General features: G+C 64.6%; 16 protein-coding genes and 1 tRNA gene. 8 read left to right on the forward strand and 9 right to left on the reverse strand.

Translation table 11 applies throughout. The features are described 5' to 3' along the window. Window positions 1-41: 41 nt before the first annotated feature. Window positions 42-118: transfer RNA gene (locus A7Q26_RS14125), tRNA-Met, on the forward strand. A 103-nt stretch (window positions 119-221) separates the two neighbouring features. On the opposite strand, the gene pgeF is transcribed toward A7Q26_RS14125, so the two are convergent. After that, window positions 222-983 (reverse strand): peptidoglycan editing factor PgeF, encoded by a 762-nt coding sequence (gene pgeF, locus A7Q26_RS14130; protein WP_066861075.1) that lies wholly within the window; start codon window positions 981-983, stop codon window positions 222-224. A gap of 134 nt (window positions 984-1,117) precedes the next feature. Between pgeF and A7Q26_RS14135 the strand changes: the two genes are divergently transcribed. Further along, window positions 1,118-2,698, forward strand: coding sequence for an amino acid permease (locus tag A7Q26_RS14135; RefSeq protein ID WP_066860803.1), 1,581 nt, complete (start codon window positions 1,118-1,120; stop codon window positions 2,696-2,698). Between the two features lie 47 nt (window positions 2,699-2,745). On the opposite strand, the gene A7Q26_RS14140 is transcribed toward A7Q26_RS14135, so the two are convergent. Then, window positions 2,746-4,017: a multidrug effflux MFS transporter gene (locus A7Q26_RS14140; RefSeq protein ID WP_066860806.1), complete on the reverse strand. Its 1,272-nt coding sequence runs from the start codon at window positions 4,015-4,017 to the stop codon at window positions 2,746-2,748. A gap of 209 nt (window positions 4,018-4,226) precedes the next feature. On the opposite strand from A7Q26_RS14140, the gene A7Q26_RS14145 reads away from it, so the two are divergent. Then, on the forward strand, window positions 4,227-4,523 hold the full coding sequence (locus A7Q26_RS14145) for a hypothetical protein (protein ID WP_066860809.1): 297 nt from the start codon (window positions 4,227-4,229) through the stop codon (window positions 4,521-4,523). A 1-nt stretch (window position 4,524) separates the two neighbouring features. On the opposite strand, the gene A7Q26_RS14150 is transcribed toward A7Q26_RS14145, so the two are convergent. From A7Q26_RS14150 to A7Q26_RS14170, 5 genes are read right to left on the reverse strand one after another with little or no spacing between them, the layout of a single operon-like run. Further along, window positions 4,525-5,658 (reverse strand): GNAT family N-acetyltransferase, encoded by a 1,134-nt coding sequence (locus A7Q26_RS14150; protein WP_066860812.1) that lies wholly within the window; start codon window positions 5,656-5,658, stop codon window positions 4,525-4,527. Beyond that, window positions 5,651-6,376, reverse strand: a complete 726-nt coding sequence (locus tag A7Q26_RS14155) for a glycerophosphodiester phosphodiesterase family protein (RefSeq protein WP_066860815.1) — start codon at window positions 6,374-6,376, stop codon at window positions 5,651-5,653. Before A7Q26_RS14155 ends, A7Q26_RS14150 begins: the two co-directional genes overlap by 8 nt. A gap of 4 nt (window positions 6,377-6,380) precedes the next feature. Next, on the reverse strand, window positions 6,381-6,845 hold the full coding sequence (locus A7Q26_RS14160) for a RidA family protein (protein WP_066860818.1): 465 nt from the start codon (window positions 6,843-6,845) through the stop codon (window positions 6,381-6,383). Then, window positions 6,842-7,498 carry a hypothetical protein gene (locus A7Q26_RS14165; RefSeq protein ID WP_066860821.1) on the reverse strand — a complete coding sequence of 219 codons (657 nt, stop codon included), beginning with the start codon at window positions 7,496-7,498 and terminating at the stop codon, window positions 6,842-6,844. Before A7Q26_RS14165 ends, A7Q26_RS14160 begins: the two co-directional genes overlap by 4 nt. Next, on the reverse strand, window positions 7,495-7,782 hold the full coding sequence (locus tag A7Q26_RS14170) for a DUF3572 family protein (protein WP_066860824.1): 288 nt from the start codon (window positions 7,780-7,782) through the stop codon (window positions 7,495-7,497). The genes A7Q26_RS14165 and A7Q26_RS14170 overlap by 4 nt, the downstream gene beginning before the upstream one ends. Before the next feature lie 60 nt (window positions 7,783-7,842). On the opposite strand from A7Q26_RS14170, the gene A7Q26_RS14175 reads away from it, so the two are divergent. Together A7Q26_RS14175 and A7Q26_RS14180 are read left to right on the forward strand one after the other, a co-directional pair. Then, on the forward strand, window positions 7,843-8,205 hold the full coding sequence (locus tag A7Q26_RS14175; RefSeq protein ID WP_198162944.1) for a response regulator: 363 nt from the start codon (window positions 7,843-7,845) through the stop codon (window positions 8,203-8,205). A 157-nt stretch (window positions 8,206-8,362) separates the two neighbouring features. Then, window positions 8,363-10,225, forward strand: coding sequence for a PhoX family protein (locus A7Q26_RS14180; RefSeq protein ID WP_066860830.1), 1,863 nt, complete (start codon window positions 8,363-8,365; stop codon window positions 10,223-10,225). Window positions 10,226-10,422: 197 nt separating this feature from the next. Here A7Q26_RS14180 and rpmG read toward each other — a convergent pair whose 3' ends face one another. After that, a complete protein-coding gene (gene rpmG / locus A7Q26_RS14185; protein ID WP_021226203.1) occupies window positions 10,423-10,590 on the reverse strand; it encodes a 50S ribosomal protein L33 in 168 nt (55 codons plus the stop codon). A gap of 189 nt (window positions 10,591-10,779) precedes the next feature. On the opposite strand from rpmG, the gene A7Q26_RS14190 reads away from it, so the two are divergent. The 3 genes from A7Q26_RS14190 to A7Q26_RS14200 all read left to right on the forward strand — a co-directional run bounded on the left by A7Q26_RS14190 (window position 10,780) and on the right by A7Q26_RS14200 (window position 12,291). Beyond that, window positions 10,780-11,106, forward strand: coding sequence for a hypothetical protein (locus A7Q26_RS14190; protein WP_066860833.1), 327 nt, complete (start codon window positions 10,780-10,782; stop codon window positions 11,104-11,106). 16 nt (window positions 11,107-11,122) lie between these two features. After that, window positions 11,123-11,689 carry a TMEM165/GDT1 family protein gene (locus A7Q26_RS14195; protein WP_066860836.1) on the forward strand — a complete coding sequence of 189 codons (567 nt, stop codon included), beginning with the start codon at window positions 11,123-11,125 and terminating at the stop codon, window positions 11,687-11,689. A 110-nt stretch (window positions 11,690-11,799) separates the two neighbouring features. Further along, window positions 11,800-12,291, forward strand: coding sequence for a Dps family protein (locus A7Q26_RS14200; protein ID WP_066860839.1), 492 nt, complete (start codon window positions 11,800-11,802; stop codon window positions 12,289-12,291). 65 nt (window positions 12,292-12,356) lie between these two features. Here A7Q26_RS14200 and A7Q26_RS14205 read toward each other — a convergent pair whose 3' ends face one another. Further along, a complete protein-coding gene (locus A7Q26_RS14205) occupies window positions 12,357-12,827 on the reverse strand; it encodes a GreA/GreB family elongation factor (protein WP_066860841.1) in 471 nt (156 codons plus the stop codon). Between the last annotated feature and the right edge of the window lie 39 nt (window positions 12,828-12,866).

Raw genomic sequence — 12,866 nt, forward strand, 5'->3', positions numbered from 1 at the left:
CTTTTTGCTGCAAAAAACTGCCTCCTCAGGCAGAACAACGTCGCGGGGTGGAGCAGCCCGGTAGCTCGTCAGGCTCATAACCTGAAGGTCGCAGGTTCAAATCCTGCCCCCGCAACCAAAATGAAATTGCAGATCTCCGCAGAGAGTTGCAATCTTGAAAGGACCCGCCCCAGTGGCGGGTTTTTTATTGCCCGCCACCAGGAGCACTCGACCCGCGCAATTCAGCGTGGCAAACCGATCATCGATATCTGACGACCATAACCCGGCTCGCCCAGACGGCAGGAGCGCCGATAGCTGAAGAAGCGGTCCGGCTGGCTGTAGGTATCTTCGTCCAGCATTTCCACCCGCCCTACGCCCGACGCCGCAAGGCGCGCGGCAACATAGCCCGCTATGTCGAATTGAAGATGCCCGGGCCGCCCTTCGGAAAAAAAGCGATCATTCTCCGCATCGGCGTCGGTGAAGCGATGCGCGAAATCCATTGTCACTTCGTAGGATGGCCGGCCGATGCAAGGACCGATCGCACAACCTATCCGTTCCCGCTGCGCGCCCAGCGACACCATCGCAGCCAGCGTCGCGTCGGTCACCCCTCCGATCGCGCCCTTCCACCCTGCGTGGGCCGCCCCCACGACGCCCGCCTCCACATCGGCGAACAGCACCGGTACGCAGTCGGCGGTCAATATTCCGAGCAACAGGCCAGGCTGGTCGGTCACCAGTGCGTCCGCCGCCGGTCTTGCATCGTCCGCAAAGCCGTGGCTCACCCGCACGACGTCAGCGGAATGGATCTGGCGGACCGTAACCAGCTCCACGCCAGGCAAAACAGCATCTCGCGCCAGATCCCGATTGCGCCGGACCGCGCCCCGATCGTCATCCGAGCCAAGTCCGACATTGAGCCCCGCGTAGAGACCGGTCGACACGCCGCCCGTCCGTCCCGCAAAACCGTGCGGCAAATTCCCAAACGCCCGTGCCTTCAGCAGTTCGACCACGTCGACCCTTTCCACTTTCATGTCATGGCCGCGCAACATACTTGCGCGCGCCGGATTAGGCGATAGTCTCCGCTTCCCATAAGCAAAAGGGGTACGTCCGGTGACGTGCCGGACTAGGGAAACAAGAGGTCTTCATGATATTCGGGCGCGTTAAGCCTCTGGACGCCATCCTGGCGACGGCAGAGAAGAAATCGCTGCATCGCTCGCTGGGGGCATTCCAGCTCACCATGCTGGGCATCGGCGCCGTGATCGGTACCGGCATCTTCGTCCTGACGGCCGAAGCCGCGCAAAAGGCGGGGCCGGGCATGATGCTCTCCTTCGTCATCGCCGGCTTCGTCTGCGCCGTGGCGGCGCTCTGCTATGCGGAAATGGCCGCGATGGTCCCGGTTTCCGGGTCGGCCTATACGTACAGCTATGCAGTCATGGGTGAGTTGATCGCCTGGATGGTCGGCTGGGCACTGATCCTGGAATATGCGGTGGCTGCCGGCGCGGTTTCGGTCGGCTGGTCTGGCTATGTGGTGGGGCTAATCGAGCACACATTCCATCTCGACATACCCGACCTGCTGACACGCGGCCCGTTCGACGGCGGCATGGTCAATCTGCCGGCGATGCTCATCGCCGCGCTCGTCACCTGGCTCCTCGTCATCGGCACCAAGGAAAGCGCCACCGTCAACGCGGTGCTGGTCGCGATCAAGGTGGCGGCGCTGTCGCTGTTCATCGTGCTGTCGGTGCCGGTGATGAACATGGATGGCTTCACCCCCTTCGCCCCGCTCGGCTTCTCCGGCATCTCGGCGGCAGCGGCCTCGATCTTCTTCGCCTATGTCGGCTTCGACGCCGTTTCGACCGCGGCCGAGGAAACCAAGAACCCGCAGCGCAACATGCCGATCGGCCTGATCGGCTCGCTCGGTATCTGCACCGTCTTCTACATGCTGGTCGCGGCCGGCGTGATCGGCACCGTCGGCGCGCAGCCGGTGACGGGTGGCGGCATTCCGATCGCGCAAGGTGGCATCGCACTGGCCCCGGGTTCGGTCGAATTGTCGCAGCAGTGCGCGGCGCTGGCTGCCGCCGGCACGGAAGCCGTTACCTGCTCGAAGGAGGCGCTGGCCTGGACCCTGCGTGAAATCGGCTGGCCGCAGATCGGCAACCTGCTCGGCCTGGCAGCCGGTCTTGCCCTGCCGTCAGTCATCCTGATGATGATGTTCGGCCAGACCCGCATCTTCTTCGTCATGAGCCGCGACGGCCTGTTGCCCGCGATGTTCTCTAAGGTCCATCCGACCTACAAGACCCCGCATGTCATCACCGTCCTGACCGGCATCTTCGTCGCGCTGTTCGCAGCCTTCTTCCCGGTCGGCATCCTGGCTGACATCTCCAACTCGGGCACGCTCTTCGCCTTCGCGGCGGTGTCGATCGCGGTGATGGTCCTGCGCAAGACGGATGCAGGCCGGGCCCGTCCGTTCCGCACGCCTGCGGTCAACGTCACCGCGCCGATCGCGATTGCGGGCTGCGCCTATCTGTTCTGGAGCCTGGGCGTCGAAACCAAGCTGATGTTCGTGGGCTGGGCGACCGTCGGGCTCGTCGTCTATTTTGCCTATAGCCGCAAGCGCAGCCATGTCGGCCGCGGCGTGGTGGATGTGCCGGAAGACGATGCGGGCATCCCGCCGCAGCCGGTCCCGCCGATGCCGGGCGCGCATACGCCGGGCGGACAGGACGCCTGAGCTTCCTGGATCGAACGGGGCGGGAAACCGCCCCGTTTTTTTTTATGTCAGTGAAAGTCGATGTCGGATTCGCGGAGCGCACCATGGTGCGGCCGGGTGAACAATTTTCCCCGCTCCGCCCAGACGACAATCAGGAAGGACAGCGAGCCGAAGACCAGCAATCCGACAGTGAAGGGCAGGGTGGTGCCGTCGAAGGCGCGGCCGACGATGCTGCCGAGCAGGCTCGACACGGCAGTCGTCAGAAATGCCTGGAAGGAAGAAGCTGCGCCCGCGCCCTTGTGGAAGGGCTCCATCGAAATCGCGCTGAAATTGGATGCGGTGAATGCGACCGTCATCATGGTCATCGCCTGCAAGGCCATGAAGGTGGTCAGCGTCTCCTGTCCGGCCAGGATCACCGCCAGATGGACCGCCGCGATGAGGATGAAGGCGAGCAGCGCGCTCTGGCTCATGCGGCGGGCGCCGAAGCGGGACACGAGGCGGCTGTTGATGAGACTGCCGATGCCCATGCAGCCGGCGATCATCGCGAAGCCGATCGGAAAGATATGCTGCGCGTCGAAGACATCGAAGAATATCTGCTGGATGGACAGGATGAAGCCGATCAGACCACCCATCACCACGCCGCTCGCCAGCATGTAGCCGATCGAGCTGCGCGTACGGACGACGGTGCCGATCGTATGGAGCAGCGCGCCTGGCGTAATCTGGACGCGGTTTTCCGGGCGCAATGTTTCGGGCATCCGTGCCAGCATCCAGCAGAGGATCAGGCTGGCGAGAATGACGAGAACCCAGAAGATCCAGCGCCACGGGGCGACCCAAAGGATCGCCTGGCCGAAGCTGGGCGCTATGACCGGAATCAGCATGAACACGGCGAAGATCAGCGACATGACGCGCGCCATGGCGTCGCCCCTGAACTGGTCGCGGATGATGCCGACGGTGATCACGCGGCTGGCGCCCGCGAAGAATCCGGCGCAGGCGCGACCGGCCAGCATCATCTCGAAACTCCGGGCGCTGGCGCAAGCGATGGAAGAGACGATGAACAGCGCCATGGCGCTGCCCAGAACCCGCTTTCGCCCGTACCTGTCAGACAATATGCCGAACAGCAGGGAGCCGACCCCCAGTCCCATGAAATAGACGCTGATGACGAGTTGCCGGTCATTGGGATAGGGGATGGCCAGATCGCGGCCGATCTCTGGCAGTGCGGGCAGCATCGGATCGATCGACAGCGCGTTCATCGCCATCAGACAGGCGCACAGCAGCACGAATTCGCGGAAGCCGATATCCTTGGCGCGCGGCGCCGCGCCGGGGGTAGGGATCTGGGACATGCAGAGCCTATGCGGTCTAAGGCGCAGCGATGCCAGTCTTTATCGCGGCCGCTGCGCGGCGCATGACGCCCTCCCGACCGACCATATCCAGTCCCCAATATGCCTAGCGAGACGTTAACCATTTTTTATCGCCTGCCGGGCCAAGCTGCATTTCATGAAAAACCAAAGGGTCATCCATTGAGTTAGTCGGAAGTCAGGGGATCGGTATCATGGGCAACAGTATCAAGAGCGCGCAATTTCTGATGGAGGCCCGCCGGTCGCGGGCTGCGGGCGGATCGGCGGACGACTGTTTCGACCTGGGCGTTGCCTATAGCTGCGGCACCAGCGGCCTGCCGATCGACCTGATCGAGGCACATAAATGGTTCAACCTGGCCGCGCTGCGCGGCAGCGAGGAAGGTCAGTCGATGCGCGCCGAGATCGCCGAGGAAATGACCGCGCGCGAGATTGCCGAGGCCCAGCGCCAGGCGCGTGCCGTCCTCGCCGCGACGCAGTTGCGCGCTGCCTGAGCTAATTACCCTTTCGGAACGGCGTTCGTCCGGCCAGCCATTGCCGGTCGCGTTGCACATCGGTTCGCTCGGCCGCCAGAAACTCGGCTACTGCGCGTCGGAAGCCCGCATCGGGAATATAATGCGCGGACCATGTCGGTTCCGGCGCATAGCCCCGCGCCAGCTTGTGCCCGCCCTGAGCGCCCGCCTCCACCTTGTGCAGCCCGCGTGCGATGGCGGCGTCGATCGCCTGATAATAGCATAGCTCGAAATGCAGGTTGGGGACGTCTTCGGAGCAGCCCCAGTAGCGGCCATAAAGCGTGTCCGCGCCGATCAGGTTGAGCGCGCCTGCGATCGGCTGCCCTTCCCGCAGCGCGAGCATGAGCAGCACCTTGTCGGCCATCGTCTCGCCCAGGATCGAGAAGAAGGCGCGGGTCAGATAGGGCCGCCCCCATTTGCGCGCGCCGGTATCCTGGTAGAAATGCCAGAACATGTCCCAATGGGCTTCGGTCAGGTCGCCGCCCGTCAGATGGACGATCTCCAGCCCGTCGACCGCGCGCCGACGCTCCTTGCGGATATTCTTGCGCTTTTCGCTGGACAGGTCCGCCAGAAAATCGTCGAAGCCGGCATAGCCCCGGTTGGTCCAGTGAAACTGGCTGTCCTCGCGGACCAGCCAGCCGGCCGCCTCGAACAGCGCCAACTGGCCCGGCGCGATGAAGGTCGCATGGGCTGACGACAGCCCGTTGCGCTCCACCAATGTCTCTATTCCCGCGATCAGCGCAGGCGCGGCATCGGGATCACGCAACAACAGGCGCGGACCAGGTACCGGGGAAAAGGGGGCGGCGATCTGAATCTTGGGATAATAGCGCCCGCCTGCCCGTTCCCAGGCATCGGCCCAGCCATGGTCGAACACATATTCGCCCTGGCTGTGGCTTTTGGCATAGAGCGGCGCGGCGGCAGCGATCCGCCCATCCGGCCCCTCTATGACGAGCGGCAGCGGCTGCCAGCCGCTTGTCGTCCCAACGCTGCCCGATCGTTCGAGTGCGGTCAGGAAGTCCCAACTGACGAAGGGATTGCCCGTTCCGGCACAGGCGTCCCATTGATCCCTGGGCAGGTCGGCAACCCCGGCGGCAACGCGCGCGACAACTTCAGTCATGCGGGCGCTCGAAAATGATCTGATCCGCATGGCGCGCCGCGCGGGTACGCTCTTCGTCGCTGCGCACGGTCCATGTCAGCACAGGCAGTCCCCCTCTGCGGGCGCGGGTCGCGAAGGGCGATGGCAGGTCGCGAATGTCACAGGCGATGAAATCGGGTCTCGCCAGCCAAAGTGCAAGGGTGCGCTCGAACCGGCCCCGCAGTCGACCCTTGCCCTGCTGCGTGACCACCAGCCCGCGGACCGTCTCCGGCCGGTGACGGGCGAACCATCGGACTGCATGGGGATTGAAGGACATGACGGCCGCCAGTCCGGCATCCGTACCTGCAAGTTCGCGCGCGACCGATTCGCAAAGATCGGCCACATGTCGCTTGTCCGCCTTGATCTCGACAAGGAGCGGCACTTGGCCGCTGCACCGCTCCAGCAGCGTGGACAGCCGCGGGATCGAACCGGCATCGGGCAGCGCGATCGCGTCAAGAAGGACAGCATCCAGCGAATCGACGTTCTCCTGAAGCCCGGCCATCCGCTCCAGCCTGGCGTCGTGAAAGACGAAAGCGACGCCGTCCCGGCTTGTCCGCACGTCACATTCGATGCCGAGACCGGCGGCGATGGCGGCGTCGAACGCCGCCATGCCATTTTCGCTCGCTTCCGGCCCGTGCAGCCCGCGATGGGCAAAGGGGCGGGCGGTGAGAAAGTCGAGCCTGCGGCCGGACGCGCGCAAATCGTCAGGCCTGCGCCCCGACCTGAACGATCGCGTCGATTTCGACCACCGCGCCCAGAGGCAGCACCGGCACGCCCACGGCGCTGCGGGCGTGCTTGCCCGCGTCGCCGAACACCTCAACCATCAGTTCGGATGCGCCATTGGCGACCTTCGGCTGGTCGGTGAAGGTCGGTGCGCTCGAAATGAACGCGCCCAGCTTCACGATCCGCTCGACCCGGTCGAGAGTGCCGAGCGCGGCCTTCATCTGCGCGATCAGGTTGAGGCCGCACACGCGCGCAGCGGTGACGCCATAGTCGAGGTCGCGATCCTCGCCCAGGCGGCCTGTCATCAGGCCATCGGGTGCCAGCGCGATTTGCCCGCTGATGTGCAGCAGGCCATTGGCCTCTACCGTCGGAACATAGGCGGCGACGGGCGCAGCGGGCTGGGGCAGCGTGATGCCGAGTTCGGCGAGACGGGCTTCGATGCTCATATTGTGGCTCCATCAAGGGGAAGAAGGGGAAAAGGGGCGGGGCCTTCGGCGAGCCGCGCGACGATCCAGCGCTCTGCGTCGACCCAATTGTCGATCCGGGCATGAGCCTGGGGCGCGGCGGGCACGCCGGGCGCGATTTCCGGTTCGCCCACCATGTGCAGTCGCCATACGTCGGGGGCGTGGCGGGCGACGGAGTCATGATGTTCGGCCAGATCGTCGATGAATAATGCTACGCTCGGTTGCCGTTCCGCCACGATGCGGGCGAGCGGTCGGCCCTTGCCGCCCTGGTTCCAATGCACGGGCAGATCCAGCCCATGGGCCGAAAGTTGCGCGACGCGCGCGCCATGATGTCGCTCGCCGATATTGGTCAGCACGACGATGTCGGCGATCCGCGACAGCCGCCCCAGTGCCTCGACCGCGCCGGAAATCGGCGCCTGCCGGTGCATTTCCGTGTCGAAGAAGCCGACCAGCAGCGACCAGACCCGTTCGCGTTCCAGCACCTCGCCGCTGTCCTTGTGCCGCAACGCTTCGGCGAAGCCGCGATCGTGCATGTCGAAATGGACCGCGTGCGTCTCGTCCAGCCACTGGCGGAACGGCACGACCATGTGCAGCAGCACCTCGTCGCAGTCGGTGATGATGAGGGGGCGGGTCATTGACTCAATGTCTCCTGCGCCGCGATCAGCGCGGCGGGCGTGGTGTCGATCGCTTCGGCGCAGGCGATCAGGTCCGGCTCATGGTCGGCCAGAAAATTGAGCACCGCGCCCAGTATCGCCCGGTCGCTCACGCCGGCGCGTAGCGCGCCGGCGTCGAGTCCGGTCAGCGCCAGCAGCCGGTCGGCCCGCGCGCCGTCGGCCAGCGTCCATCCCAGCGCCAGCAGGGCGAGCATCGCAGGGTCTTCGCTGCTATCCGGCTTGCGATTCGGGCTGTCGGGTCGCATGATGGGCCTTTGGCGGGGAAGCGGTCGGGGGCTCGCTTCATATGGAATTGCGGGTGACTGGTGGCAAAGCGTGTGCTCGTTGTCGAGGACAACGAACTTAATCTCAAACTTTTTTGCGACCTGCTGCGCGCCCATGGGCATGACGTGCTGCCGCTGCGCGACGGTCGCGACGTGCTGGCACAGGCGCGCGACTTCCTGCCCGACCTGGTCATCACCGACATCCATCTGCCCCATGTCAGCGGCTATGACCTCATCCTGTCGCTCAAGGCCGACGAGCGGCTTTCGACCGTGCCGATCATGGCCGTCACCGCCTATGCGGGGAAGGGCGACGAGGAGCGGATCCGCGGCGCCGGTGCCGACGCCTATGTGTCGAAGCCGATTTCCGTGCTGCGCTTCATCGAGCAGGTGAACGCGCTGCTGTAGCGATCGTAACGAAGGCGACAGTTTGGTCACCGGTCTGTCATGCAGCTTTCATCGCGACGCCTTCATTCGGAAGCGTGGCCGTCATTCCCCTCTGCCAACCCCCTGCGCCAAGGCGCGGCGCTCCGCCGACAGCCGGATCATACAGGGGTAATCATCCATGTCTCATCTGACCGACGAGGCGCGCGCGCCCTATCGCGACGCGCAGTCCAGCATCGAACTCGGCGACAACAGCCTGGAAGCGATCGTCGCCGCCAATCCGGCGCGCCGCACGGTGCTGAAGAACGGCCTCCTTGGCCTGTCCATCCTGCCGATGCTGGGCGCGCTCGCGGCCTGCGGCGACGATGACGATTCGAGCAGCCCCACGCCCACTCCGACGCCTACCCCGACGCCGACGGACAGCTATGCGATCAACTTCGCGTCGGTCGCCGCCAACCAGAACGACACCGTTACGGTGCCGTCGGGCTATACCGTCGACGTGCTGCTGAAGGCGGGTGATTCGATCGAGGCCGGCACGCCCTATTCGGGTAGCTACCCGACGCCGGCAGACGCCGAGAAATGGGCCGGCGGCAATCATGACGGCATGGAATTTTTCGAACTGTCGGGCACCGATGCCAACAGTGGCGGCCTGCTCGCGATCAATTTCGAATATCCCGATTTCAACATCCTGATGGCGGGCAGCTACAACGCCGCCACTGCCACCGCCAGCCAGAAGGCGCTGGCACTGTCGGCTGTCGGCATTGGCGTGGTCGAAATCGCCAAGGGCACGGACGGCAAATGGGCGGTCAAGGCCGGGTCGCGCTTCAACAAGCGCTACACCGGCAACAGCAGCTACAAGGCGAGCGGCCCGGCGTCGGGTCTGCTGTCGCCCACGATCAAGGGGATGCTCAACAACTGCGCGTCCGGCCGCACCCCCTGGGGCACATATCTGACCTGCGAGGAATCGACCGACAATTATCTCGATCCGACCCAGCCGGAGGAAAATTACGGCTGGGTGGTCGAAATCGACCCCTATCAGGAACTGGCCGTTCCCACCAAGCGCACCGCGCTCGGCCGCTTCGATCATGAAAACACCGCCTATATGGCGAACAGCGACCATCGCGTCGCCATCTACATGGGCCATGACGGCACGCCGGGCTGCATCTACAAGTTCGTGTGCGACCGCGCCTACAGCGCCAGCAATCGCGCCGCGAACATCGACATGCTCGACCATGGCACCCTCTATGTCGCCCGCTTCAATGCGGACGGCACCGGCGAATGGCGCGCGATGGTGCATGGCCAGAACGGCCTGACCGTCGGCGCCTCCGATCCGGGCAATACCAGCCAGAGTACCACGCCGCTGGCGCCGACCCCGGTCGACTTCAACAACCAGGCCGAAGTGCTGGTCAACTGCATCTCGGCGGCGCGCGTCGCCGGCGGCACCGTCATGGACCGCCCGGAATGGATCACGGTCGCGCCCGACAACAGCGCGATCTTCGTGACGCTGACCAACAATAGCGGCCGTCGCGTCACCAACCCTGCCAACCCGCGCGTCACCAATCTTCACGGTCACATCATCAAGTTCAAGGAAGACGGCAATTCGCCGCTGGCCATGAAGTTCAGCTGGGAAATCTTCCTGCAGGCGGGCGATCCGAAGCTGGCTCCGGGTGGCGCCAATCTGGTAGGCGATATCAAGGGCGATACCTTCTCCAGCCCCGATGGCATCCGCATCGACCCCAAGGGGCGCCTGTGGGTCCAGACCGACCATAGCGTCCCCGGCAATTCGGGCGTGACCGGCACCACCATCGATCAGGCCTTCGGCCATAATGCGATGTTCCATATCGACCAGACGACCAAGCAATCAAAGCGCTTCCTGGTCGGGCCGCTGGGCTGCGAGATCACCGGGCTTGCCTACACGCCCGACCTCAAGACCTTCTTCGTCAATATCCAGCATCCCACGGGCAACTGGCCGGTGGCGGGCCAGCAGCCGCGTTCCTCGACCATCGTCGTGCGCCGCACCGACGCCCAGCCGGTCGGCAACTGACCGCACTGATAACCCCCCTTCCTTGGCGAAAGGGGGCGGAATGGGGCGCTCCTGTAAGGGGGCGCCCCATTTTCGTTGGGGCCGCCATGCTGGCAAATCGGGACCAACAGCAAAAGGCCCGTTCCCCGGAGGGACGGGCCTTTTGCATGTTCCGAAAGCCGGATGATCAGGCGCGCGGGCGAAAAGCCCGCAGCGGCTTACTTGATCTTGGCTTCCTTGAATTCGACATGCTTGCGCGCGACCGGATCATATTTGCGGAAGCTCAGCTTCTCGGTCTTGGTGCGCGGATTCTTCTTCGTGACGTAGAAGAAGCCAGTGTCAGCCGAGCTGACGAGACGGATCTTGACGGTTGCCGGCTTGGCCATGGCCCTATTCCCTGGTCGTAAATTGCGTAAAAAGAAAAGCGGCTCGCCATTGGTGAGTGGCGGACCGCCCCGTTTCAGCAGCGGCCCATGGGGCAGATTCGGTTTCCTGTCAAGGCTCGGCCTAGGCTTTACGTAGCTTTAACCGTCCTGCGCCTAGCCTGCGAGGATCACGGACAGGAGGGCTTCTCCATGCGGCATGACCCGATTTCGGCCATTTTGACGGACCTCCTGCGTCGGGTCGACGCGCTGGCGGGGCAGCGCGGTCATCTCTCCCTGATGCGCCTCCATGATGAGGTGGACCAGATCCGTCATATCGCGCGCGCCTTCCATCTCGATACGGTGGAGGGATTGGCGGGCACGCTCGAATCGGCGCTCTCGCTGCATGGCCTCGGCCCGGTGGTGCTGTCCTATCTCGACCTGCTGCGTGAGGCTATCGGCGCGGAGATGCCGGTCAGCCTGATCGTCCCGATGATCCCGCGCGCGGCATCGCCCGCCATCGTCCCGCTCCGCGCCTGATCGTTTCGCTCGCCTAATGGACGCCCTGCTGATCGCCCTGCTCGGCTGCCTGCTCGGCGAGATGGGAGACAAGAGCCAGTTGCTCGTCCTCGCGCTCGCGACCCGCTATGACCGTGACGGTGCGGTGATCGTCGGCATCATCGCCGCCGCCATCGCCAATGCCGCCATATCGGCCTGCGCCGGCGGCTGGATCGGCCCGATGCTGGGCGCAGACGCGCGACTGCTTTTCCTGGCGCTCGCCATCCTGTTTCTGGGCGTCGGCCTGCTCTGGCGGGTTTCCACGCCCGACATGCTGGACGGCTGGCCGACAGGCGCCTTCCTGACCACGGCGCTCGGCCTTTTCATCCTGGGGTTCGGCGATGGCCCGCAATTCCTGATCCTGGGGATCGCCACCCGCACCGGCGACCCGGCGCTGGCCGGGATCGGGGGCGCCATCGGCGTGATCGCGGCGCTGGTGCCGGTCGTGCTGCTGCGCGGGCAATTGCTCGCCCTCCTGCCGCTGCGCGCGATTCGCCGGACGGGCGGGGTGGTGCTGCTCGTGACCGGTGCGATGCTGGCCTTGTCGGCGACCAGCCTGCTCTGATCGATCCGTTTCATCAGCCTGATCGGCATTTGCGATTCGAAAAAATGGCACCTATTCGGCGCGCGATCATTATATGTCCGAAATCAAATCCGCGAACAGGAGGATATTGGATGACCGCCCCCGATCTGAAGACCCCGACCGACCTCAAGAGCAACGCCGTCAAGTCGGTCGCCGACGCGCTGAACGGCGCTCTGGCGGACAGCTATGCGCTTTACCTCAAGACCAAGAATTTCCACTGGCACGTTTCGGGTCCGCATTTCCGCGACTATCATCTCATGTTCGATGAGCAGGCCGCAGAGATTCTGGCGGTCACCGACCTTATCGCCGAGCGTGTGCGCAAGACCGGCAATACGACGCTGCGGTCCATCGGCGACATCGCCCGGCGCCAGAGCGTCACCGACAATGACGCCGATTTCGTCAGCCCGGCCGACATGCTGAAGGAACTGCGCGACGACAATCTGGCGCTGGTCGAAACCTTCCGCGCGGTGAAGGCTGCCGCGACCGAAGCCGGCGACAATGCGACAGAAGGCATTGTCGACGACTGGACCGACCAGGCCGAGCAGCGCGCCTGGTTCCTGTTCGAGGCCGCGCGCGGGGCGTAAGCCGTCGCGATGGCGATGAAAACCCGCTGGTGCGAACCGGCGGGTTTTTCACGCCCGGGGGAAGGTCAGTCCTCCCCGATCACCGTTATCGCCATGATTTCCACAGCCTCTGCCTTCCCGGCAAAATCGACCTTCTCGCCGACTTCCGCATCCATCACCGCGCGGGCGAGGGGGGAGGAGAAGCTGATTCGCCCCTGATGCGGATCGGCCTCGTCGTCGCCGACGATCGCCACCGTCTTTTCCTGTTTGTTCAACCGGTAGGTGATGCGCGTGCCGAAGGCGACACTGTCGCTATCGGGCACCGGCCGCAATTCGGCCGTTGCCAGCCGCGTCCGCCAGTAGCGTAGTTCGCGCTTGTGCTTCTTGGTCGCCTCTTCGTCCATCGCGGCGGTATCGACGCTCTCCAGCGCCTCCACCTTCTCCCGCGTCAGTCGCAACCCCCGCGCCGTCACCCAATTGGGACCGGGCGGGATCGGCAGCTCGAACTTCGGCTCCATATGCTCGTCATCGCTTTCGCGACGAAAGGCGACACTCACGTCATCTCTCTCCTGAATATAAATGTCCGGGTCGAGCCG

The organism is Sphingobium sp. TCM1 (assembly GCF_001650725.1).
Lineage (GTDB): Bacteria > Pseudomonadota > Alphaproteobacteria > Sphingomonadales > Sphingomonadaceae > Sphingobium.